At 52.4% G+C, this 23,821-nt stretch carries 20 protein-coding genes and 3 tRNA genes; 18 read left to right on the forward strand and 5 right to left on the reverse strand.

Features of this window, described 5'->3' with window-relative positions; translation table 11 throughout:
- Positions 1-37: 37 nt before the first annotated feature.
- Positions 38-787 carry a fumarate/nitrate reduction transcriptional regulator Fnr gene (gene fnr / locus G006_RS0118100; RefSeq protein WP_020484639.1) on the reverse strand — a complete coding sequence of 250 codons (750 nt, stop codon included), beginning with the start codon at positions 785-787 and terminating at the stop codon, positions 38-40.
- 231 nt (positions 788-1,018) lie between these two features.
- Here fnr and parC point away from each other — a divergent pair, with 231 nt between their 5' ends.
- The 4 genes from parC (at position 1,019) to G006_RS0118120 (ending at position 3,674) form a co-directional block, all read left to right on the forward strand.
- On the forward strand, positions 1,019-3,256 hold the full coding sequence (parC, locus tag G006_RS0118105; RefSeq protein WP_020484640.1) for a DNA topoisomerase IV subunit A: 2,238 nt from the start codon (positions 1,019-1,021) through the stop codon (positions 3,254-3,256).
- 161 nt (positions 3,257-3,417) lie between these two features.
- Positions 3,418-3,494: transfer RNA gene (locus G006_RS0118110), tRNA-Pro, on the forward strand.
- A 6-nt stretch (positions 3,495-3,500) separates the two neighbouring features.
- A tRNA-Arg gene (locus tag G006_RS0118115) sits at positions 3,501-3,577 on the forward strand.
- A 21-nt stretch (positions 3,578-3,598) separates the two neighbouring features.
- Positions 3,599-3,674 (forward strand) — tRNA-His (locus G006_RS0118120).
- Between the two features lie 163 nt (positions 3,675-3,837).
- Here G006_RS0118120 and G006_RS0118125 read toward each other — a convergent pair.
- On the reverse strand, positions 3,838-4,395 hold the full coding sequence (locus G006_RS0118125) for a methylated-DNA--[protein]-cysteine S-methyltransferase (RefSeq protein WP_200860471.1): 558 nt from the start codon (positions 4,393-4,395) through the stop codon (positions 3,838-3,840).
- An 83-nt stretch (positions 4,396-4,478) separates the two neighbouring features.
- Here G006_RS0118125 and G006_RS0118130 point away from each other — a divergent pair, with 83 nt between their 5' ends.
- From G006_RS0118130 to G006_RS0118145, 4 genes are all read left to right on the forward strand, one after another.
- On the forward strand, positions 4,479-5,201 hold the full coding sequence (locus tag G006_RS0118130) for a hypothetical protein (RefSeq protein WP_020484642.1): 723 nt from the start codon (positions 4,479-4,481) through the stop codon (positions 5,199-5,201).
- A gap of 11 nt (positions 5,202-5,212) precedes the next feature.
- Complete coding sequence (locus G006_RS0118135) at positions 5,213-5,986, forward strand: alpha/beta fold hydrolase (RefSeq protein ID WP_020484643.1); 774 nt, start codon at positions 5,213-5,215, stop codon at positions 5,984-5,986.
- A gap of 112 nt (positions 5,987-6,098) precedes the next feature.
- A complete protein-coding gene (locus G006_RS25925) occupies positions 6,099-6,473 on the forward strand; it encodes a hypothetical protein (RefSeq protein WP_020484644.1) in 375 nt (124 codons plus the stop codon).
- A 70-nt stretch (positions 6,474-6,543) separates the two neighbouring features.
- Entirely contained in the window at positions 6,544-7,773 is a 1,230-nt protein-coding gene (locus G006_RS0118145; protein ID WP_026147146.1) for a pyrophosphate--fructose-6-phosphate 1-phosphotransferase, read from the forward strand.
- Positions 7,774-7,859: 86 nt separating this feature from the next.
- On the opposite strand, the gene G006_RS0118150 is transcribed toward G006_RS0118145, so the two are convergent.
- Positions 7,860-8,327: a nuclear transport factor 2 family protein gene (locus G006_RS0118150; RefSeq protein WP_020484646.1), complete on the reverse strand. Its 468-nt coding sequence runs from the start codon at positions 8,325-8,327 to the stop codon at positions 7,860-7,862.
- Between the two features lie 150 nt (positions 8,328-8,477).
- On the opposite strand from G006_RS0118150, the gene G006_RS0118155 reads away from it, so the two are divergent.
- Positions 8,478-9,044: a TetR/AcrR family transcriptional regulator gene (locus tag G006_RS0118155; RefSeq protein ID WP_020484647.1), complete on the forward strand. Its 567-nt coding sequence runs from the start codon at positions 8,478-8,480 to the stop codon at positions 9,042-9,044.
- Here the strand turns inward: G006_RS0118155 and G006_RS0118160 are convergent.
- Positions 9,015-11,705: a cation-transporting P-type ATPase gene (locus G006_RS0118160; RefSeq protein ID WP_020484648.1), complete on the reverse strand. Its 2,691-nt coding sequence runs from the start codon at positions 11,703-11,705 to the stop codon at positions 9,015-9,017. The two genes, G006_RS0118155 and G006_RS0118160, sit on opposite strands and share 30 nt — an antisense overlap.
- Before the next feature lie 189 nt (positions 11,706-11,894).
- Here G006_RS0118160 and G006_RS0118165 point away from each other — a divergent pair, with 189 nt between their 5' ends.
- Entirely contained in the window at positions 11,895-12,101 is a 207-nt protein-coding gene (locus tag G006_RS0118165; RefSeq protein WP_020484649.1) for a hypothetical protein, read from the forward strand.
- A gap of 65 nt (positions 12,102-12,166) precedes the next feature.
- On the opposite strand, the gene G006_RS0118170 is transcribed toward G006_RS0118165, so the two are convergent.
- A complete protein-coding gene (locus G006_RS0118170) occupies positions 12,167-12,913 on the reverse strand; it encodes a HesA/MoeB/ThiF family protein (protein WP_020484650.1) in 747 nt (248 codons plus the stop codon).
- Between the two features lie 205 nt (positions 12,914-13,118).
- Between G006_RS0118170 and groES the strand changes: the two genes are divergently transcribed.
- The 8 genes from groES to G006_RS0118210 all read left to right on the forward strand — a co-directional run bounded on the left by groES (position 13,119) and on the right by G006_RS0118210 (position 23,783).
- Positions 13,119-13,406 carry a co-chaperone GroES gene (gene groES, locus G006_RS0118175; protein WP_020484651.1) on the forward strand — a complete coding sequence of 96 codons (288 nt, stop codon included), beginning with the start codon at positions 13,119-13,121 and terminating at the stop codon, positions 13,404-13,406.
- A gap of 56 nt (positions 13,407-13,462) precedes the next feature.
- Positions 13,463-15,103, forward strand: coding sequence for a chaperonin GroEL (groL, locus tag G006_RS0118180; RefSeq protein WP_020484652.1), 1,641 nt, complete (start codon positions 13,463-13,465; stop codon positions 15,101-15,103).
- 177 nt (positions 15,104-15,280) lie between these two features.
- The gene (locus G006_RS0118185; RefSeq protein ID WP_020484653.1) at positions 15,281-16,027 is read left to right on the forward strand and encodes a response regulator; all 747 of its coding nucleotides are present in this window, start codon (positions 15,281-15,283) and stop codon (positions 16,025-16,027) included.
- 127 nt (positions 16,028-16,154) lie between these two features.
- Positions 16,155-17,645, forward strand: coding sequence for a glucose-6-phosphate dehydrogenase (zwf, locus tag G006_RS0118190; protein WP_020484654.1), 1,491 nt, complete (start codon positions 16,155-16,157; stop codon positions 17,643-17,645).
- Between the two features lie 395 nt (positions 17,646-18,040).
- Positions 18,041-18,550, forward strand: a complete 510-nt coding sequence (locus G006_RS0118195; RefSeq protein WP_020484655.1) for an RNA polymerase sigma factor — start codon at positions 18,041-18,043, stop codon at positions 18,548-18,550.
- Positions 18,551-18,614: 64 nt separating this feature from the next.
- Entirely contained in the window at positions 18,615-19,589 is a 975-nt protein-coding gene (locus G006_RS0118200; RefSeq protein ID WP_033194336.1) for a FecR family protein, read from the forward strand.
- 104 nt (positions 19,590-19,693) lie between these two features.
- Positions 19,694-22,153 carry a TonB-dependent siderophore receptor gene (locus G006_RS0118205; RefSeq protein WP_020484657.1) on the forward strand — a complete coding sequence of 820 codons (2,460 nt, stop codon included), beginning with the start codon at positions 19,694-19,696 and terminating at the stop codon, positions 22,151-22,153.
- Positions 22,154-22,520: 367 nt separating this feature from the next.
- The gene (locus G006_RS0118210) at positions 22,521-23,783 is read left to right on the forward strand and encodes a PepSY-associated TM helix domain-containing protein (RefSeq protein ID WP_020484658.1); all 1,263 of its coding nucleotides are present in this window, start codon (positions 22,521-22,523) and stop codon (positions 23,781-23,783) included.
- Positions 23,784-23,821 lie beyond the last annotated feature (38 nt).

A 23,821-nucleotide genomic window follows, 5' to 3' on the forward strand; every position in this document is an offset into this window, starting at 1 on the left:
GAACGCGATATTGCCGTGTCTTTGCAGTCCGGCAATATCAATCCGGGATGCCGACGTGGACAGTGCAATTTACCGCGCAGGAATTAACCACGGTTTTCAATGCGCCTAAATTGTGGATTTTTATCCCGCGTTGCTTGACGGAAATAATGCCTTGTTGGCTTAAATAAGCGAGCTGTCGGCTGACCGTCTCAATCGTCAGGCCCAGAAAATTGGCGATATGCAAACGGCTCATCGTCAAATTGAATGCCGTGCCGGAAAAACCCAATGCCGCATACCGTTGTGAGAGCATCAATAAAAAAGTGGCCATCCGTTCCTTGGCGGAGCGATGTCCAAGCAAGATAATCTTGTCGTGGTCGGACGCAATCTCCTTACCCAAAATTCTCATCAGCTGGCTGTGTAAGCTAGGGATCTTGCCGCATAATTCATTGAGATTGCTTAACGGCAATTCGCAAACCGAGGCGGTTTCCAGCGCTACAGTGGAACAAGTAAAACGCCCATATTGCAGCGAATCCAGCCCCATCAATTCTCCGGGCAAATAAAACCCCATGGTTTGTTCTTCGCCTTCCGCGTTAGCGATAAAGCTCCGGAAAGAGCCGGATTTGATGGCATACAAGCTGCGGCAAGTATCGCCTTGACGGTACAGTAAATCGTCGATTTGCAATGGCCGTCGTTCGCGGACTATCGTCGCCAGTTCTGCCACTTCGGACTGTTGTAAACCACATGGCAAGCACAATTCGGACAGCTTGCAGGTTTGGCAAGTGACCTTGGTGGAGTTGGTTTCAGTCACGTTTGCCCTTGGTTAATGTCGCTGTAGATTGCATAGTAACAGAGCTGGTTAAATTACATGCCTTGCCTTGTGCTCTTACCAGATTTTCCCCGTCTTTCTTGAGCCGGCCAGGTTTGTTCAACTGACTGCATCCTATTTCCGATACGCCATCCTTTCGTGACTATGGTATTTTAGCGACCCTATATCGCGCCGCCATTCGCCGGCTTACAACACAGGAATATTCGCAAAACCATGGGTGTACAGGAAAACTTCGAACAACTCCCGCTAAAAGAATTCACCGAAAAAGCCTACCTGGATTATTCCATGTACGTGATTTTGGACCGGGCTTTGCCGCATATCGGCGATGGCCTGAAGCCGGTACAACGCCGTATCGTTTATGCGATGTCGGAACTGGGTTTGACCGCGCTGGCCAAGTACAAAAAATCGGCACGTACCGTCGGTGATGTGCTGGGTAAATACCATCCGCATGGTGATTCGGCTTGCTATGAAGCCATGGTGTTGATGGCGCAGGACTTTTCTTATCGCTATCCGTTAATCGATGGTCAGGGCAACTGGGGGTCGCCGGACGATCCGAAATCCTTTGCGGCGATGCGTTACACCGAATCGCGGCTAACTGCCTACGCACAAACCCTGCTCAGCGAATTGGGTCAAGGCACGGTGGACTGGACCGACAATTTCGACGGCACCTTGAAAGAGCCTAGTTTAATGCCCGCCCGCTTGCCGAATGTGTTGCTGAACGGCACCATGGGCATTGCTGTGGGTATGGCCACCGATATTCCGCCGCACAATCTGCGGGAAGTCGCGAACGCCTGTCTTCAATTACTGGACGATCCTGAAACGCCACTGGAAAACCTGCTGACGCATATCAAGGGGCCGGATTATCCAACAGACGCCGAGATCGTCACGTCTACCGCCGATATTCAAAAAATGTATGCGACCGGCAATGGCTCGGTGAAGATGCGTGCCAAATATGAGCTGGAAGATGGCAACATCGTCATCACCGCTTTGCCGCATCAAGTCTCCGGCGCCAAGTTGCTGGAACAAATTGCCGCGCAAATGCTGGCAAAAAAGCTGCCAATGATCGAGGATTTACGTGACGAATCCGATCACGAAAATCCAACTCGCCTTTTAGTTATTCCCAAGACCAAGCGTATCGATGTCGATGCGGTGATGTCCCATTTGTTCGCTACCACCGACCTGGAGAAAAATTACCGGGTCAATATGAATATGATCGGTTTGAACGGCAAACCACAGGTCAAAAATCTACGGATGATTTTGACCGAATGGATAAGTTTCAGAACCGAAACCGTACGCCGCCGTTTGCAATATCGCTTGGATAAAGTGCTGGCACGTTTGCATATTCTGGAAGGTTTGCTCATCGCTTATCTGAATATCGACGAAGTGATTGCCATCATCAGAGCCGAAGATCATCCCAAGCCGGTTTTGATGGAGCGGTTTGGCTTGAGCGATTTGCAAGCCGAAGCCATCCTTGAGCTGAAACTGCGCCACTTGGCCAAGCTGGAAGAAATGAAGATTCGCGGCGAACAAGACGAATTGGAGCAAGAGCGCCAAGCGCTGGAAAAAACCTTGGGTTCCGAGCGTTTGCTGAATCGTCTGATCCGCAAGGAAATCGAGCGCGACGCGGAAAAATACGGCGACGCTCGTCGTTCGCCCATCGTCGCGCGCGATGCTGCGCAGGCGTTGGATACCACAGAGCTAATAGCCAATGAGCCGGTCACCATTATTCTGTCGCAAAAAGGTTGGATACGCGCCGCCAAGGGTTATGACATCGAAGTGGAAAGTCTCAGCTATCGTGCCGGCGATGCCTATTTGTCGTCAGCGAGAGGCCGAACTACCCAGGCTGCTTATGTGTTGGATTCCACCGGGCGAGTCTATACGATTACCACCCACGATCTGCCGTCCGCGCGCAGTCAGGGTGAGCCGCTGACCGGTCGGCTTAATCCTCCGCCAGGCAGTTTGTTTACCGACGTGTTTACCGGGCAGCCTGACGATTGGTTGTTGATTGCTAGCAATGCCGGTTACGGTTTTCGAGTGCAGCTAAAAGAACTGCAAAGTAAAAATAAGGCCGGTAAGGCATTGTTGAGCTTGCCCACTGGGGCCAAAGTTTTAACCCCGGCGCGAATTCCATGTGGTCACGACTTGTTGGCGGTTGCGACCTTGCAGGGTCGGTTGCTGATATTTCCGGCGATGGATCTGCCGGAGCTTGCGAAAGGCAAAGGAAACAAACTGATTCAGATTCCCGGTGGGGACTTGGTTTCTGGAAAGGATGCGGTGGTTGCGGTATCAGCGTTGTCGGCGAATAGTGAATTGAAAATTGTCTCCGGTAAGCGACACGTCACGCTCAAGGCTATGGATATTGCTCAATATACCGGTCATCGTGCTAATCGTGGCACAGCATTGCCGCGTGGCTTCCAAAAAGTGGACGGTTTGGACTGCGTCGTCGATTAAAACTTCAAATACATTATGTCGATGTTTGTGCTGATCAGTAATAGGCTAAAAAGAGTTTGTTAGTGAAAAGTAAAAAATCTGTTGACGTAATTAATCTATGTCTTTATGATAGCGATCTTTCTGGAGTGCTTCTGCTCTTCGGGATAATAAGAAGGTCAATTCGGGGTATAGCGCAGTCTGGTAGCGCGTCTGCTTTGGGAGCAGAATGTCGGGAGTTCGAATCTCTCTACCCCGACCAAGATTTGCGCTTGTAGCTCAGCTGGATAGAGCATCGGCCTTCTAAGCCGAGGGTCGCAGGTTCGAGTCCTGCCAAGCGTGCCATCGCAAAAATTCATCATTATGGTGAGCGTAGCTCAGTTGGTAGAGTCCCGGATTGTGATTCCGGTTGTCGTGGGTTCGAGCCCCATCGTTCACCCCAATAAGATCAGATGTTTAGCGGTTTGATGATTGCCACGAAAGTGTCAAATTTCCTGGAAAATCGCTAGGCAATCAAACATTTCGTCTTTGCAGGCGATAGTCTCAAAAATAATTCAAAATTTATCGTTTTTGTCTATACAAAAGACAGCATCTAGATTAGAAAACTACCGGGGTAATTTTTGCGATTTGTACTGCATTTTTTCCCTGCTTAGTAAAGCCGCTTTGCGTTCCAAGCCCCAGCGATAGCCCGATAATTTTCCGTCAATGCTTAATACCCGGTGGCATGGTATTGCTATGGCCAAAGGATTGGCAGCGCAAGCGCTCGCCACCGCACGCGCCGAATTCGGCGAACCTATGCGCCGGGCAATTTCGCTGTAACTAGCGGTGGCGCCGACAGGGATTGCCCGTAATGCCTGCCAAACGCGCTGTTGGAACGGTGTTCCTCCAGTATCTAAAATTAACTCCAGTCCCAACTCTGGTATGTCGATAAATTTTCGTAATTTGGCGAAAATGCGTTCTAATTCGGGGGAGACGTCTATAAATTCCGCTTCGGGATATTTGTCCTGGAAGGCTGTCGTCAGTTTATCCGGAGCATCGCCCAAGGCAATTGCGCAAACGCCGCTTGGTTTTACAGCCACAAGCAGCCAGCCCAACGGACATATCCCGGTTGCAAATCGAATTTGGCTACCGGGTTCACCGTGATGATTCGGAGAAATAGTCATGTTCATATCTAGTCCCAATTTATGCTGGCCTACGGCAACAGTGTTTGGCAAAATTTGCTGTCCGCATGTTACTTAACAAAAGAATGAAAAAATTACTAAACCAAAGCTTTTTAACCAATTTTATCTCCCTGTTAATAATCGTTGTCGGCTATGTCAGCCCGTTTTATCCGGAAACTTTGAAAGCGATCGGTTTTTTTGCGTTTTCCGGGGCAATTACCAACTGGTTGGCCATTCATATGCTGTTCGAAAAAGTGCCGTTCTTATATGGATCGGGGATTATCCCGGCGCGCTTCGAAGAGTTTAAAGCATCGATCAAGGCCTTGATGATGCAGCAGTTTTTTACCGTCGAAAATATCGAGCAGTTTATCGAAAGAGAGGAGCAGCAGGGCGGCAAGGTGTTGAACCTGCAACCTTTGCTAAACGCGGTCGATTACGACAAGGTCTATGAAGGCTTGGTGTCTTCGATCATGGCGTCATCGTTCGGCGGCATGTTATTGATGATGGGTGGCGAAGAAGCCTTATTGCCGTTAAAGCAACCCTTTACCGAAAAAATGCAGCACACCCTATCGGAAATGGTGGAGTCCGAACGGTTTAAACACGCTTTGCAGCAAGGATTGAATGCGCACAAGATCGGCGAGGATTTAACCGGCAAAATCGAAATGGTGATCGATAGGCGGTTGAGCGAGCTAACGCCGCAATTGGTCAAGGAAATGGTGCAATCCATCATCAAGCAGCATTTGGGGTGGCTGGTGGTGTGGGGTGGCGTATTCGGCGGGGTGTTGGGCGCAATCTTCGGCTTTGCTTGAGCGGAGTGACGATGACGACCATCGAGCTGGCTTACGATAGTTTCGGCGAACCCGGCGACACGCCGTTACTGATTGTGCATGGTTTTTTGGCTGCCTCGCGCAACTGGCGTTCGGTGGCCAAACGCTTGGCCGAGCGGCAGCATGTTTATGTATTGGATATGCGCAATCACGGCAGTTCGCCGCATGCCGAGGTGCTGGATTACCCCAGCATGGCCGCCGATCTGTTGGCTTTTATGGATAGCCACAGTATTGTCAGCGCGCACCTGCTGGGGCATAGCATGGGCGGTAAGGCGGTGATGTGGTTTGCCTTGCATTATCCGGAGCGGGTTGCTGGTTTGATCGTTGCAGACATTGCTCCGGTCAGGTATCAGCATAGCTTCGACGATCTGGTAGACGCTCTTAGCCGTTTGCCGGTGGATAGCATTGGCAACCGTAAGCAAGCGGAAGAGGCGCTAGCCGAGGCCGTTCCGGATTTGGCCTACCGGCAGTTTTTATTGCAAAACCTGTTGCTGAAAGACGGTAACTATTACTGGCGGATCAATCTGGATATTATTCAAAAAAATGCCCATCACATTGTTGGATTTCCGGATGTCGGCGGCACTCGGTTTGTCCGGCCGGTTTTATTCATCGGCGGCGGAAATTCAAAATACCTGGATGAAGAAGCGATTTACGCGGTGTTTCCGCAAGCACAAATCGCTAAAATTCCGGACACCGGTCACTGGTTATATGTCGAAGAGCCGGACGCGTTTTGTAGCTTGGTGGAGGATTGGATACTTGCTGCGTAGCGCTTAAGTCCTTGATATAGGGTGGTTTAGAACCTTGGTACACTAGTCAGAAATCGGAATGACGATAAGCTTACCACCGCAATTTAGCTAGTTCAGTGCGGAGCTGTAACACATGACAGACAACTCATTTCAACACAATCATGGTATCAGGCGAGGCAAACTTGCGGTGCCACTTGAGGATTTGTTGCTCACTCAGTCGGACCACGGGCTCAGCGATTATTTGTCACTATCCCTCAGCGAGTGCGGCGAACACACCAAAGTCAGTATCACTACGACCGATGTCGAGCCCTTAACCTATTCGGCGTTTATTCATATTTCCGCGCCGCTGGACTTCGCTTCGGTGGTGTTTGTGGCGCAGCCGGTTAAGCTGGGTGAGTTGAGCGATCATCGAACATTGCCTGATAAAAGAAAAGCTTGTGTTAGAATCGCGCGGCTTGCACCGTTTTGGCGAGTGTTGCGGCAAAAGGGATCGCAACGCCGACGCTAAGACGCTGCGATAGCTGATGGTTGGCACGCCGAGCCATCACTTTTTTCTTAACTTTTTATTCGAAACGCTCATGAACAAACCCAAAAAAGTCGCAATCCTCACGGCCGGCGGTTTGGCGCCTTGCCTGAACTCCGCTATCGGCAGCCTGATTGAACGCTACACAGAAATTGATCCCAGCATCGAAATTATTTGCTATCGCGGCGGCTACAAAGGCCTGCTGCTTGGCGACTCTTACCCTGTGACTGCCGAGGTGCGCGCCAAAGCCGGCTTGCTGCAACGTTTCGGCGGCTCAGTGATCGGCAACAGCCGCGTCAAACTGACCAATATCAAAGACTGCGTGAAACGCGGTTTGGTGAAAGATGGCGAAGATCCGCAAAAAGTCGCGGCGGACCAATTAATCAAAGACGGCGTCGATATTCTGCATACTATCGGCGGCGACGACACCAATACTGCCGCTGCCGATTTGGCGGCCTTCCTGGCCAAAAACGACTACGGCCTGACCGTTATCGGTTTGCCGAAAACCGTCGACAATGACGTATTCCCGATCAAGCAATCTCTAGGTGCCTGGACTGCCGCCGAGCAAGGCGCACTTTACTTCATGAACGTGGTGGCCGAGAACAATTCAAACCCACGCATGCTGATCGTCCACGAAGTGATGGGCCGCAACTGCGGCTGGTTAACTGCCGCGACTGCGCAGGAATACCGCAAGTTGCTGGATCGCGCCGAGTGGTTGCCTGAGTTGGGCTTGAGCCGCGAGTCGTATGAAGTGCACGCGGTTTTCGTACCGGAAATGGCGATTGATTTAGAAGCCGAAGCCAAGCGTTTGCGCGAAGTCATGGACAAAGTCGACTGTGTGAATATCTTCGTTTCAGAAGGTGCCGGCGTAGAAGCTATAGTTGCCGAATTGCAAGCCAAAGGCCAGGAAGTGCCGCGCGATGCATTCGGCCACATCAAACTGGATGCAGTTAATCCTGGCAAATGGTTCGGTGAACAATTCGCGCAAATGATCGGTGCGGAAAAAACCCTGGTACAAAAATCAGGTTACTTTGCCCGCGCTGCCGCAGCCAACGTTGATGACATGCGTCTGATCAAATCATGCGCCGACTTGGCAGTGGAATGTGCCTTCCGCCGTGAATCCGGCGTCATGGGTCATGACGAAGATAACGGCAACGTATTGCGCGCTATCGAGTTTCCACGTATCAAAGGCGGCAAGCCGTTCAATATCGATACCGACTGGTTCACCGAAACGCTGGCGGCCATCGGCCAGAAAAAAGGCGGCAAAGTCGAAGTTAGTCATTAATACGTTTTTGGCTTGATCACAGGGGCGGATTTATCCGCCCTTTTTTATTTATAGAGGGCGAATAAATTCGCCCCTACCGGCAAATTTCATAAGCCCAATTCTGTTAAATCGGCATGATCGTCCGGTCGCCGGCCCAACGGCCAATGGAATAAGCGGTCATCGGCCTTAATCGGTAAATCGTTGATGCTGGCAAAGCGGCGCTGCATCAATCCGTATTCGTTGAATTCCCAATTCTCGTTGCCGTAGCTGCGAAAACAGTTGCCGGCGTCGTCATGCCACTCGTAAGCAAAACGCACCGCGATCCGGTTGTCGGTATAAGCCCACAACTCTTTGATCAGCCGGTAATCCAATTCCTTGGCCCACTTGCGTTGTAAAAATTCGCGGATTTGTGCGCGACCCACCGGAAACTCGGCGCGATTGCGCCAACGACTATCTTCGGTATATACCTGGACGACGCGATCTGGATCGCGGCTATTCCAGGCATCTTCGGCCATCCGGACTTTTTGCGCGGCGGTTTCGGCGGTAAATGGCGGTAAAGGCGGTTTGCTGTCCATTGTTGTGCTCCTGGGTGGGTTGATAAAACATGTAGACAGATTCGTCTACATCTGGCGATGGTAGCAATTGTAGACAGACTTGTCTACAATCGAAAAATGATTTCTGATTCCACAACTAGTATTTCGGACCGCCCGCCTCGGGAGCGGATCTTGCTGACCGCGCATGATCTGTTTTATCGCGATGGTATTCGCGCCACCGGCATCGACAAAGTGATCGCCGAGTCTGGCGTGACGAAAGTGACGTTCTATCGGTATTTCCCCAGCAAAAACGATTTGATCCGGGCGTTTTTGGATTACCGGCACGACCTGTGGATGGCCTGGTTTAACGATGCCTTACAGCGTCACGGCGGGCGAGCGGGTGCGGGATTGATGCCGCTGGTGGCGACTATGGCAGAATGGTTTCGCAAACCGATTTATCGTGGCTGCGCGTTTATCAATACTGTTGCCGAATTAGGTGGTGTATTACCCGATGTGCTGGACATCTGCCAACAGCACAAACAGGATATGGTGCGGGTGATTGCCGAGCTATTGCCGGATGGCCCAAACCGGCAGCAGTTGGCAAATGCGGCTGCGGTTGCGATCGACGGCGCCATAGTCAAAGCGCAGTTGGAATCACAAGATGCGCTGGATAAGCAGTCCCTAACAAGCTTGGAGACGCTATTGGCAGCGCTCGACGCGTTTGCCGGATCAATGTCGCCTGAAACGCCGAACGATTAGCTTTTCCAGCCCTATCGCCGCGTAAATGACTACGCTAACCCCCAAAATCAACAGCCACTCGTCACGCCCGATTGCCGCGCTACCGAACAAGGCCTGCATCGGTGGCCAGTAGGTAAACAGTAGTTGCAGCAAGGTCATGCTAACCACGCCAAAAATCAGCCATAGATTGGAAAATACGCCGACGCGGAACATCGAATAATTTAGCGAGCGGCAGTTGAATAGATAAAACAAGGAACCGAATACAAACACGTTGACCGCTACGGTGCGGGCTTTGGCCAGGGTTTCGTTGTGCGATAGTTCCCATTCGAACAGGCCGAACGCGCCGGCTAGCAATAAAAAGCCGACCAGACAGATACGAAACATCAGGTGTTTGGTCAAGATCGGTTGTTTGCGGTTACGCGGCTTACGCAGCATCAAGCCTGGTTCCTTGGGTTCGAAAGCCAGCATCAAGCCCAGTAACACCGCAGTGGTCATATTGATCCACAGAATTTGCAGGGGTGTGATCGGCAGGGCGACATTGGCGAATACGGCGGCAGTAATCACCAGACCCTCGCCGAGATTGGTCGGCAAGGTCCAGGCGATGAATTTCACCAGATTGTCGAACACGCCGCGACCTTCCTCTACCGCCGCTTCTATGGTAGCGAAGTGGTCGTCAGTCAATACCATGGCTGCGGCTTCTTTGGCGACTTCGGTGCCGCCCATGCCCATCGCCACGCCGATGTTGGCTTGCCGCAGTGCCGGGGCATCGTTGACGCCGTCCCCGGTCATGGCTACCACGTGACCGTTGGCTTGCAGCGCTTGCACCAATTGCAATTTTTGCTCCGGCGCGATGCGGGCGAATACATCGCAGTCCTTGACGTGTTTGCGATAGTCGGCCTCGCTGTAGTTTTGCAGTTCGGCGCCGCTGATTACGCGTTCGGTGTGGCGCATACTCAGCTGCTTGGCGATGGCCAGCGCGGTGACTGGGTGGTCGCCGGTGATCATTTTCACCGAGATACCGGCCTTATAACAGGCGGCAATGGCTCTGGCAGCCTCGGGGCGGGGCGGGTCGATCATGGCTTGCAAGCCCAGAAAAGTCAGGCCGCCACCCACTTCGCGGTGTTCAACGGCATCGTCATTGTGCTCTGCACGTGCAAAGGCCAGGACTCTCAAGCCTTGTGCGGCAAACGCTTCGGCTTGTTGGTTCAGGCGGTCTTTATCCAGCGGCACCAATTGCATGTCGGCGGCAAAGGCCTTGTCGCAGCGCTGTAACAGGCTTTCCAGGGAACCTTTCAAATAAATATGCCGGGCATCCTCGGCTAGATCGTGGTGCAAGGTTGCCATGAATTGGTGTTCCGATTCGAAAGGAATCGCGTCCAGACGCGGATGATCGCCGCTGACGCTGGCTTGATGCAGACCGGCTTTGTGGGCGGCTACCAACAAGGCGGCTTCGGTAGGATCGCCTTCGATACGCCAGCTGTCGGCGTCGGCGATTAATCGGGCGTCGTTGCAAAGCAGTCCGGCTTTTAGACATTCCAATAATGTCGGTTTTTGGGTTGGGTTGACCGCTTGTCTATTACTGCTGAATTCGCCGTCCGGCGTGTAGCCGCTGCCGCTGACCTCGAATACTTCACCGCCGGCCTGCACGAATTGCACGGTCATTTGGTTTTGCGTCAAGGTGCCGGTCTTGTCCGAACAGATCACCGTGGTACTGCCCAGTGTTTCCACCGCCGGCAGTTTGCGAATGATGGCATTGCGCTTGGCCATCCGCGAGACGCCGATAGCCAGGGTAATGGTCAACGCGGCCGGCAGGCCTTCCGGGATGGCGCCAACTGCCAGCGCCACCGAAGCCATGAACATATTCAGCATGGTTTCGCCGCGCCAAACACCCACCGCAAAGGTTACCGCCGCGCAGCCGACGATGACCCAGAGCAACAATTGACTGAATTGGCTCATTTTTAGGGTTAGCGGCGTTTCCAGTGGTTCGGCGCTGCCGATCAGCTTGTTGATGCGGCCAATCTCGGTGTTGTCGCCGGTGCTGACGACTACGGCCAGCCCGCTGCCGTAACTGACCAGTGTCGAGGAATACGCCATATTGGCGCGATCAGCCAATAACGTAGCTGAGGGCAGGGTTTGCGCCTGTTTTTCCACGGGTACAGATTCGCCGGTGAGTGCGGACTCGTCGATTTTCAGTTCGCGGCTTTGCAACAGGCGCAAATCCGCCGGTACCTTGTCGCCGGATTGCAGGAACACCAAGTCGCCGGGCACTAATTCCGCGGCGGCGATACTCCGGCGTTTGCCGTCGCGCAGGACATTGCTGCTGATGTTCAAGGTCTGCGCCAGCGCGTTAATGGCTTTGAGGGCGTTGGCTTCCTGGATGAAGCCGATCACAGCATTGATGATGACGACGCCGAAGATTACGCTGCTGTCGGTCCATTCCTCTAGGAACGCGGTGGTGGCAGCGGAGAACAGCAGGATGTAGATCAAGGGCTGATGAAATTGCGCCAGTAATAAAAGCAAGGGGCCTTTACCACGGCGAGCAGTCAGACGGTTTGCGCCTTTTGCCGCTAGGCGTTTTTGCGCTTCTCCATCACTCAGGCCTTGCCCCAGTTCTACGCCAAAATGCGTTAATACAGTTTCCGGCGTTTGGCTGTGCCAGTCGGCTTTAGGGTAATTGTCCATATGCTCAGATTGATGGTTGAAAACGGCGTTGGCGTAGTTGGCCCAGGGGCAAATAGGTCAGTGGCTAAACCCATGAATTGACAAACAGTATTTTGTACTTGTTCCCTAAAAGGTATGGGGTTATAGTCCATACCCGAGGTCTATGATCTCATTCTAAATTAAAATAAAAACAAATAGTTGGAGGTATTTATGGGCGGAGTTATCGAATTAATGGTGTTGATGTTGATTATTGCCATCTTCGCTTTCGCACCGTTAGGGTATTTCATTTACATGTATACCATGAAGAATGGCGAGCCGTTTGGCGACATCGAGCCGCACGGCGATAGCGATTCGGCGCTATTGAGAAATGTCAGTAAAGCCATTCTGATGGTTAAAGGCAAGCTGGGTAAAAATTAAATTAGCGCTTTTGTTCGTCAGTCATAGAAAGCCGGGGCCAGCCCGGCTTTTTTGTGCGGATTAGCTTATTTCGAGCCGCAGCTTGGGCAATTTGGGTTTTTCTTCAAGCGCATGCTGTGCCATTCCATACTCAGTCCGTCCAGCAACAGTAAGCGGCCCGTCAATGTGCTGCCGGTGTTGACTATCAACTTTATCGTTTCCAAGGCCTGGATGCTGCCGACGATGCCGGTGATCGGCGCTATCACGCCGTTTCTGGCGCAATTTTGCAATTCCTCGCCGTCGCTTTGATAGAGGCAGTTATAGCACGGGCTATCGTTTAACCCCGGCGTAAACACGCTGACTTGACCCTCGAAGCGGATCGCCGCGCCAGATACCAATGGAGTTTGTTGGTCGACGCAAGCCTTATTGATGGCAAAGCGGGTGGTGAAGTTATCGCTGCAATCCAGCACCACATCAGCATCCGCCACTTCTACAAGTAGCTGTTCGCCGGCTAATCGCTGTTTGCGAGCAAATACTTTTACGCCAGGATTAATTTTTTCCAGAGTCTGTTGGGTTGAAATAACTTTATCCAACCCTATATCGGCTGTGCTGTGAGCAATCTGGCGTTGCAAATTGGTCAAATCGACCTGATCGTCGTCGTAAACGGTGATCTGGCCGATACCCGCCGCGGCCAGATACATAGAGGCAGGTGAGCCTAAACCACCAGCGCCTACTATTAACACTTTGGCATCGAGTAGTTTTTGCTGACCGGCAATATCGATTTGCGGCAGCATGATTTGCCGGCTGTAACGGAGTAATTGTTCGTCGTTCATGGTTTGCAGAGGTTGGGTGAGGCGCAGATGATGCCAAAGAGCTTGACAGAGTGCAAAAGCCGGATATTATTAGCACTCGTTGCTAGAGAGTGCTAATAAACTTGAGGCCGCTTAAAAGCTCGCTTCTTCCGTAAGGGGTAGCTGTTTTTTAAATAGCTTTATTAAGTTTTTAACCTTTAACTTTATCTACATTAAGGAGACATTGATGAAAATTCGTCCGTTACATGACCGTATCGTCGTAAAACGCGTTGAAGAAGAAACCAAAACCGCTGGTGGCATCGTGCTGCCCGGTTCAGCTGCAGAAAAACCAAGCGAAGGCGAAGTTCTGGCAGTCGGTTCAGGTAAACCGTTAGATAACGGCCAAGTGCGTGCCCTGGAAGTTAAAGTTGGCGACAGAGTGTTGTTCGGCAAATATTCCGGCACCGAAGTTAAAGTCGATGGCGAGCAATACATCGTCATGCGCGAAGAAGACATCATGGGTGTTTTGGGTTAATCCCAATTCGTTCGACACACTCTTTTTCAATTTAACCAATATCTCAGGAATAAGAAATGGCAGCAAAAGACGTAAAATTTGGTGGCGACGCTCGTGCACTGATGGTGCAAGGCGTTAACGTTCTGGCTAACGCAGTAAAAGTTACTTTGGGTCCTAAAGGCCGTAACGCTGTGTTGGATAAAAGCTTTGGCGCGCCAACCATCACCAAAGACGGTGTATCGGTTGCGAAAGAAATCGAATTGAAAGACAAATTCGAAAACATGGGCGCGCAAATGGTTAAAGAAGTTGCTTCTAAAACTTCTGATGTAGCCGGCGACGGTACTACAACTGCGACCGTTTTGGCTCAAGCCATTGTTAACGAAGGTTTGAAATCAGTCGCAGCGGGTATGAACCCAATGGACTTGAAACGCGGTATTGACTTAGCTGTTACTGCAGCGGTTGCAGCGATTCAAAACGCCTCAACACCTTGCACAGACAACAAAGCTATCGCCCAAGTAGGCACCATCTCCGCAAACTCTGACGAGTCTGTCGGTAGAATCATCGCCGAAGCGATGGAAAAAGTCGGTAAAGAAGGTGTTATCACCGTTGAAGAAGGCACCGGTCTGGAAAACGATCTGGATGTGGTTGAAGGTATGCAGTTCGACCGCGGCTACCTGTCTCCATACTTCATCAACAAACAAGAAAGCATGAGCGTAGAACTGGACGACCCGTTTGTTCTGCTTTACGACAAAAAAATCTCCAACATCCGCGAATTGTTACCGATTCTGGAAGGCGTAGCTAAATCAGGCCGTTCCTTGTTGATCATTTCCGAAGATGTTGAAGGCGAAGCCTTGGCAACTCTGGTTGTTAACAACATGCGCGGCATCGTTAAAGTCGCCGCGGTTAAAGCTCCAGGCTTCGGCGACCGTCGTAAAGCCATGCTGGAAGACATCGCGGTTCTGACCGGTGGTGTGGTGATCTCTGAAGAAGTCGGTCTGTCTTTGGAAAAAGCCGACATCAGCCAATTGGGTACTGCAAAACGTGTCCAAATCAACAAAGAAAACACCACCATCATCGACGGTGCTGGTAACGAAGATCAAATCAAAGGCCGTGTTGCGCAAATCCGTGCCCAAGCCGACGAAGCGACTTCCGATTACGACCGTGAAAAACTGCAAGAGCGTTTGGCCAAACTGGCTGGCGGCGTAGCGGTTATCAAAGTCGGTGCTGCGACCGAAGTGGAAATGAAAGAGAAGAAAGCTCGCGTTGAAGACGCGCTGCATTCAACTCGCGCTGCGGTTGAAGAAGGTGTGGTGGCCGGTGGCGGTACCGCGCTGATCCGTGCATTGTCTGCGCTGGAAGGCCTGAAAGGCATCAACCACGACCAAGACGTAGGTGTCAGCATCCTGCGCCGGGCGATGGAAGAGCCTTTGCGTCAAATCGTCAGCAATGCTGGTGACGAAGCCTCTGTGGTCTTAAACGAAGTCAAAAAAGGCACCGGTAACTTCGGTTACAACGCCGCAACCGGCGAATACGGCGACATGATCGCAATGGGTATTTTGGACCCTGCGAAAGTAACCCGTTCCGCCTTGCAAAATGCAGCATCGGTTGCCGGTTTGATGATCACTACCGAAGTAATGATTGCCGATGCGCCAGCCGACAACAAAGCCCCTGCAATGCCTGATATGGGCGGCATGGGCGGTATGGGCGGCATGATGTAATCGCCGTTCGGCCTCGGCCAGAAAACCCCGGTTGCCGCGAGGTGCCGGGGTTTTTTATTGCCTAGCGCTTTTGGTGTGGAACGTTTTACGATGTATTGCCATGCAATAGATTGATTTTTGCTGCGAAACATTCGATAACGGTATCAGGAAATTATTCTCAGCTCGAAGCTATTAACCATGACCAACGATTTTTCGATTCTGATTGCCGACGACAATGAAATCAATCTATGGCTATTGCGCGAGCAGTTGGAATACTGGACGACGAATATCACGTCGGCAAAAGACGGGCGGGAGGCCTGGCAATTATTGCAACAACGCCGCTACGACTTCATCTTCCTGGATGTAAATATGCCGTTTTTGAGTGGTTTCGATGTCGCCGTAAATTTGCGCGGCACCGAAAACTACAATCGGCAAACGCCGGCAGTCGCCGTCACGGCTCACGCGCAAAATCAGCAGCAGGAACGGGCAATTGCAGCCGGGTTTAACGAATGTCTGGTCAAGCCGGTCCGCCTTTACCAGTTGGAGCAATTGCTGGTGCGTTGGCGGCAACATGAGCCAGTGAATGCCGAGTATTATGCCGGGCAACTTTTGCGTAAAGCCCAAGATAATAAGCAATTGAGCCAAGTCATGATGGTCAAATTATTTGAGCAGTTGCCGGGATTAATACTTGAGATCGAGCGGGCCGTGGACAATGGCTTACTGCAACAGGCTTGGGAGTTGAACCATAAACTGCATGGCACCTTTTGTTTTTACGATTTTGCCGACTGCCTGGCGGTCGTCGAGAACTTGCAAAAAGCATTGGCACAAGCCGACGCAGAGTTGGCGCGCCAGCGCTTTAGTACGATGAAAATTAAGCTGGTTCGGCTTTTGGATAACCAGGATCAAGTTCTGAAATATCTGGGTGACGATGGTTGCATACTATGACCAAGGTGAATCTGGCGTGGTTCTAACTTGGCCACTTTTAGCGACTGCCGCGCTTTCCAGTTCGACGCGCCCGCGCAAATGATGCAAACTGCACCCTATATTGCAAAGTAAAGACAAGGTAGCTTTTATGAATACAGACCCCTGCACTTACGTCATTTTCGGTGCTACCGGCAATTTGGCGCGATTGAAGCTGATGCCCGGTTTCTATCATCTGGAGCTGGAAAAAAAACTGCCGGAAGGTACGCGTATCCTGGCGGTGGGCCGCCGTCCCTGGGATCGAGCGACTTGGCTGGCAGAAGTGAAGACCTTACTGCTAGAACAGGCAAATACGCCTTTGGACGAGGCCGTATTCAACCGTTTTGCCGAAAGGCTGGATTATCATCGCGGCGATCTCGATCAGCCGGAATGCTATAAAACCCTGGCGGAAACCCTAAACGCTCAGCCGCGATTTTCCCGCAATATGGCCTTCTATCTCGCCATCGGTCCCAGCGATTTCGGCAACGTCATCGAGTCCTTGAGCCAGGTGGAACTGCTGAACGAAGAATATGGCTGGCGACGCGTGGTGATCGAAAAACCGTTCGGTTACGATCTGGAAAGTGCGCAGGCCTTGCAAAAACGCCTCAGCCGGTACTTGAGCGAAGACCAGATTTACCGCATCGACCATTATCTGGGTAAAGGTATGGTGCAGAACGTATTGGTGTTTCGTTTCGCCAATGTCATGTTGGAACCCTTATGGAATCGAAATTACATCGATCATGTGCAGATTACGCACTCCGAAGAGCTGGGCATAGGTAGCCGCGGCGAATATTACGACAGCGCCGGAGCGATGCGCGACATGTTGCAAAGCCATCTATTGCAACTGTTGACGCTGGTGGCGATGGAGCCGCCGGTGTCTATGGACGCTGAATCGCTGCGCGACGAAAAAGTCAAAGTGCTGAAGTCCATTCGGCCGATCCCGAAATCGGCCGTGCATGCGCATGCCTTTCGCGGCCAATATGCCCGAGGCAATATCGACGGTCATAAGGTGGTTGGCTACCTGGAAGAAGCCAATATTCCCGCTGACAGCAGTACCGAAACCTATGCGGCGATGAAATTGTTGATCGACAACTGGCGCTGGCGCGGCGTGCCGTTTTATTTACGTACCGGCAAACGCATGGCCAAGGGCCAATCCTCGATTTCGATCTGTTTTCGGCATCCGCCGTTTCAATTTTTCCGCGATACCCATGTGCAGTGCATGACGCCGAACTGGATATTGTTGGGGATTCAGCCCGAAGAATGCATCCGCATCGAAATGACCGTCAAGGAGCCGGGCTTAGAAATGCGTACTCGCACCACCAGTCTGGATGCCAGCTTCCGCAATCCCGACGAACGCCGCGTGGATGCTTACGAAGATTTGTTATTGGATGTGATGAAAGGCGACCGTTCGCTATTTTTGCGTTTCGACGAAGTGGAATATGCCTGGCGCATCGTTGACCCGATTTTGCAAAATTGGGTAACCGAGCGGGACTATATCGCCACCTATCCGGCCGGCTCCTGGGGACCGGAAGAAAGCCGCCGCTTGTTCGAGAAGGAAGACCAGTATTGGCGCAGTTCCTTGATGCCGGAGTGTCAGCCGTAACAAAGGCTCCTGTGGTTTCTGTTAGTCATTCTTACCACGATGCGGTAGCGCCCGGTTTCTTCCGTCTTGCGGATTATTAACTCGACCCTTAACTGCCGTTCGCCCTGACGAAGAGCAAACCGGCCTGAGCTCCGACGCGCTCAACGCGAACGGAATATCAGTGCTAAATAGGGCCGGGTTGATAAGTGTTTCGAGCCAACGAAAAACAAAACTGCGTGAAATGCCGTGGGGGTGTGGCATTTCACACGGTTTTATGAAGCCCACCAAGCCTTAGATTTTTTCCGAACCAGCACAAAGCCCTTATTCTCAGGCGTTTAAGTCTCTGAATCCAGTCATGGCGTGAACTTTGCTGCGCCAAATGCCACGATTAACTCCAGCATGGCCTGGCTTCGCGCATGGCATTTTCAGACCACGATATTTACCGAATTTTTTTAAGTACCCGCCCGCAAATCCAGCGTTTTTTGCGACAGCGCATTCGTTGCGACGACACTGCGGCCGATCTGATTCAAGACATTTTTTTGAGATTGACGCTGTTGAAGCCACCTCCCGCCAGTGAGATCGAAGTCCAGGCCTGGCTGTTTAAAGTGGCATCCAATCTATCTCTCGATCATCTGCGCACGCAAAAACGCCGTTATGAACTGCTTGATCAATATCTGGGCGACGAAACCGACATCGACGCTTCGGCAGCGCCGGAGCGGACGGCGGAAGCGCAAGATCAATTGCGGCACATTCAGCTGGCACTGGCCGATTTGCCTGATCAATGCGCCGAGATTTTATACTTAAGCCGTATCGAGGGCTTAAGCCATATTGAAATTGCCAAGCAACTGAAAATCTCGACCAGTTGGGTGGAAAAACAGCTGGCAAAAGCGTTGCTGCACTGCCGGCAGGCTGTTGATAGCCAATGAGCTTAGTGTGGATTTAAGCGCCGTGGATCGTTATAGTAAATATCCCGCTCCAAACAACGCCGTAATGAACGAAACTTCTTCAACTCGCCGAGAAGCCTTGCAGCAACAAGCCGTTGCCTGGCACGTGCGCCTAAAGTCCGGTGCTGCCAATGACACGGTATTGGCTGAGTTCGAAAACTGGCGGTCGCAAAACCCCGAACACGAGCAAGCCTATCGTGATGTCGAGACCCTTTGGCAACACCTGCCGCGGCCGCTGCTCGCTGACCGGCAACGCCGCCGCGCGCTGGCGATAAGGCAGCGGCGAGGGCGTAGGCTAAAGCGCGGATTGGGCTTGGCTGCGGCCGCTTCGCTGCTGCTGAGCGTGATGAGTGGTTTTTATCCGGATTACTTGCAACATCCGCTGGCAGACTACCGTACCCGCATCGGCGAGCAGACCTCAATTACGCTGGCCGACGGCAGTATCGCGCACCTGAATACCGATACCGCCATCGATGTGTCAATCAATGCCAATGAGCGACGCATTGAATTGCTGCGCGGCGAGGCCGAATTTGACGTGGCGCATGACGAGCACAAGCCGTTTCGGGTCGTATCCGGTTCTACGTCCACAGAAGCGTTGGGCACCCGCTTTATCGTCCGTTACGACGGCCAAGCCGGCGCGGTTACGCTATTGCAAGGCAAAGTCCGGAGTAGCAGGCCGTCCGCGCACGGTGCGCAAGCCGATAGCGCCACACTGCAACCCGGCCAACAACTATGCTTCAATACCGAGATGCTGGGCGTGCCGCAAGCAGTCGAATTAAGCAACGCCGACGCCTGGCGCCGCGGCCGCTTGTTGATGAATTTCGTACCGTTAAAACAGGTTATCGCCGAAATCAACCGCTACCGGCGCAGCCAAATCCGTTTATTGGACGACAGTCTGGCGGAACGCGAAGTGAATATCGCCGTAGACATCAAGCAAATCGATGTCTGGCTACAGGCTTTGCAGCAAACTTTGCCAATCAAGGCCGTTGAAGCGGGGCCGTTCGTGTTTTTGCAGTCTTGATGGCCGGCTTTGCTGCCTGCGACAATTTGCCACACATCCTTTAGTACGGCTCAGCCAGCCGCCAATCGTTCTCAGCTAAAACCCACTCAAACTGAGGACACATCATGAGAAAAACCGGAAACCCAAGCCGGACGCGAAAAGCCCAAACTAAAGGCTCATCCGCCATCGGCGCATTGCCGCTTTGTCTGGGCTTGATAACCGCTGCGACGCTGCCGACGGCTCAGGCCGAAAGCCTCAGCGCCACTAGCGAAAGCCGCACCTACAACATCGCCGCGCAGCCTTTGTACTCCGCACTCAGCACACTGGCTGAACAGTCCGGCGTGCAGTTTGTTTACAACTCGGAGTTGGTGAAGGGTATCGATTCGCAAGGCGTCAGCGGACAGTATTCGCTGGAAGGCGCATTGAAACGCTTACTGTCCGGGTCGGGGATTAGTTATCGATTCAGTAGCGGCAACACTGTCACGCTGCAAAATACGGCCGAGTTGGAGCCGCAATCGGCGACGACGATGCCGGCTGTGACGGTCATCGGCAAAACCGATCTCGACCCCGACGATCCCTATAACCTCAGTTATACCCGCACCAACACCGCGTTGGCGACCAAAACCGACACGCCCATCATGGAAACGCCTGCCTCCATTCAAGTCGTCAACAAGGCGGTTCTGCACGACCAACAGTCCTACCGCTTACAAGACGCGATCAAGAACGTCAGCGGCGTACAGTCCTATCATTCGTACGGCGGCGACCACGAACAATTCGTGATGCGCGGCTTCCTGCAAAGCACCGTTAACTATCGCAACGGCATCCGCATACCGTTCACTAAATTCGACCTGGCCAACGTCGAGCGCGTGGAAGTCATTAAAGGCGCATCGGCGATGCTGTTCGGCTTCGGCGATCCCGGCGGCTTGATCAGTACCGTGACCAAGCAGCCCAGCTCGACGCCTTACTATTCGCTGGAACAACGTTTCGGCTCCTACGATTTCTATCGTACCGAAGCCAGCGCCACCGGTCCGATCAGCAAGGAAGCCGGCCTGAATTACCGGCTGGACATGTCGTATCTGGATGCTGGTTCGTTCCGGCAAAACATGGGTAACGACCGGATCTTTTTCGCGCCCACCCTGAGTTGGGCAGCCACGGCGGACACCAAGTTCACCTTGTCCTACGAATACTTCGACGAGAACAACGCCTATGACTACGGTATTCCGGCGGTCGGCAATCAATTGGCGCGAATTCCGATTTCCAGAGCCTTCGTCGGCCGCTCGGATTTAAGAAACTCCACCACCAATAATTTGGTCGATTTTCGGATAGACCATCGCGTCAACGATCAGGTCAAGTTAAACGCCGGCGTAGTCTCATCGCAATACCAGAAATATTGGCAGGGCTTTTATACCGGTCGCGTCAACGAGACCCCCGGCAACTCCTTCGGGAACGCCACGCGCAATTACTGGTTTAGTCCGGAAAACGCCGAGTCGCTGACGGCCTGGGTCAACGGTACTTTCGATTTCGAAACCTACGGTGTCAAACACAAAGTATTACTGGGCGGCGAATACTATAACAGTCAACTGAAATACGAGGTTGCCAGCGGCAATGTGGACACGATCAACATCTTTAACCCGAATATCGCGGCCGTTTCCGACGTCCAGTTAAACCGAATCCGCAACGCCCGGTTCAACGACGTCATCGCTACCGAGAATACCTCAAAGGCCATTTACGTTCAGGATCAAATGACGCTTTGGGACAAGCTGCACATCATGGGCGGTTTCCGCTACGATTGGGTGGATCGGATGCAAGACCTCAGTTGGTGGGCGCCGGCCGGCAAGGACGCTCGCAATGACGATGTGGTCAGCCCCAGGGTCGGCATCGTTTACCAACCGTTAAAATGGTTGTCCTTGTTCGGCAGTTTCACCGAATCGTTCGGTCCGGCCAATGATTACGATACCGGGGGCGCCAAGCTTTACGATTTATTTGACGCTACCCAGTTCGAGGGCGGGGTGAAAACCCAGTTTTTCGACGGCAAGCTTAACGCCAGCGTGGCTTACTTCGATTTGGAGAGGACCCAATTTTTCCAAGACCCTAACAGCAATCTGATCAATGCGCAGGTGCCGGTCAAGGGCAGCAGCAAGGGTGTCGAAATTGATGTGCAAGGGCAACTTTATGAGGGTTTGAGCGTGATAGGTACTTATGCCTACACCAACGCCAAGGTTACCGACGACGTGACGGCACCCGCCAACATCGGCAAGCGCATGCCCTTCGCGCCCAACCATCAAGGCAGCGCTTGGTTGAAGTATGACTTCGACGGCGAATTGCTGAAAGGCTTTAGTGTCGGTGCCGGGGTTTATGTTTCCGGACGTCGTTATGGCGATGCTGCAAACAGCTATTTCGATAGATCCTACGCGCGACTGGATCTAATGGCGGCGTACAAGCGCAAACTGGGCGACATGAATTTGACGACACAGGTCAACATCAACAACGTCAACGACGCTGAGTATTATGTGCTACGTTCGCGCCGCACCAACTTGCCCGCCGAGCCATTGGCCGTGATGGGGTCGATTAAGTTGGAGTATTAAACTGCTCTGTTGGTCATGTAGGTCGGGTTAGGCGTTAGATCGTAGGTTGGGGTGAGGTAACGAACCCCAACATTTTTGGGCTCTAAATTACCGGTCTCTTTGATGTCCTGTTGCCGATAGCTGGAGGATGATTTTGAGGTTGTTGTGTTGGGGTTCCTGTCGTCACCCCAACCTACGTTCTCCCGGCAAAATGGGACTAGGGATTTTCCGGAGCCCAAACGTCTTATTCAGCAATCGCCACCTTTTGATTTTTCCGGTTTCCGCATGCATCGGACTAAGCCGATGGACTCAATCGGGTTTTTCATAAGGCGGCGGTTTTTTCCTCGCATATTTTTCGCAACCTTTACCTGACCGGCTTACTATCGCCATGAACGCCATCCATCAACCATCGCGCTCGACCATTCCGGCGACTGCGCAAAATTCGGCCTTGTCCCGCCTGAAAGCCCGCCGCAAACGCTGGCTGGACGTGCACTTGTGGCTGGGTGTGAGCTTGGGATTTTTGCTGTCGATTTACGGTATCACCGGCAGTTTTCTGGTGTTCTACGCCGAGATCGACGAATGGCTGCATCCCGATTTGTTAACGGTTGAGCGTCAGCTGGACGGTCAGTACCGGCCGCTGGCCGAAATCTTTGCCGCCGGTAAAACCGTCATGCCGCCGACGGCCAAACACGTGTTTTCGGTGTACCCGCGCAACGAGAACGCGGCTTTCAAGCTGCGTTACCAATTCCCAGTCTCCGACACGGAAAATGAACGCTGGATTGTTGGTGTCAATCCTTACACGGCACAAGTGACCGGAAAAATGTTGCTGACCCGCGCCGGCGATTGGTTACCGGCAACCTTCATCGATTGCGTGTTCGAATTGCACTACGCCTTGTTGATTCCGTCCGAGGACATCAGTGCTGTAATCGTCGGTGTCTCGGCGGCATTGCTGATCATATCGACTTTAACCGGAATAATCGTCTGGTGGCCGTTGACCGGCAAATGGCGGCAGGCGCTGACTTTTAAATCCGGGGCCGGCAAAGTGCGCTTCAATTACGATCTGCATAAAATCAGCGGCTTTTACTCGGCACTGGTGATGTTGCCGGTCCTGTTCTCAGGGATTTATATGGTGCTGCCGCATAACGTGGTGCCGGTTTTGGAGTTGTTCTCGCCGGTGACATATCGCTATTGGTTTCAGTCCAAACCGCCCTATCCCGACGCACCGGCGATAGGCATGGACCAGGCGGTGGCGATTGCCTTTAAACAGTATCCGCAAGGCCGGCCGCACTGGATTTATGGGGCTGCGGAACCGACTAAAACCTATACGGTTTGCCAGGACGGCGTCGACGCGCCGGGCAGTATCTTGCAACGCCGCTGTACGGTGATCGACCGCTACACCGGCAAGATTCTGGATCTGGACGACCCCAGCCTGCCGACAGCCACAGCCGGCGAAATCTTTACTCATTGGCAGTGGCCGTTGCATTCCGGCCAAGCTTTCGGTATGACCGGGCGGATTTTGGTGTTTATTACCGGACTGGCGTGCCCGGTGTTGTTTGTCACCGGTGTGATCCGCTGGTTGCAAAAGCGGCGAGCAAACAGCCTACCTGCGAAGATTAATAGCGACCGAAGCGAGTCAAATAACACAGTTTAAAATATCGAGGTGCTAACCCTCGCGGAGCTTAGAGCAAA

It is taken from the genome of Methylomonas sp. MK1 (assembly GCF_000365425.1).
In the GTDB taxonomy this organism is placed as follows: domain Bacteria; phylum Pseudomonadota; class Gammaproteobacteria; order Methylococcales; family Methylomonadaceae; genus Methylomonas.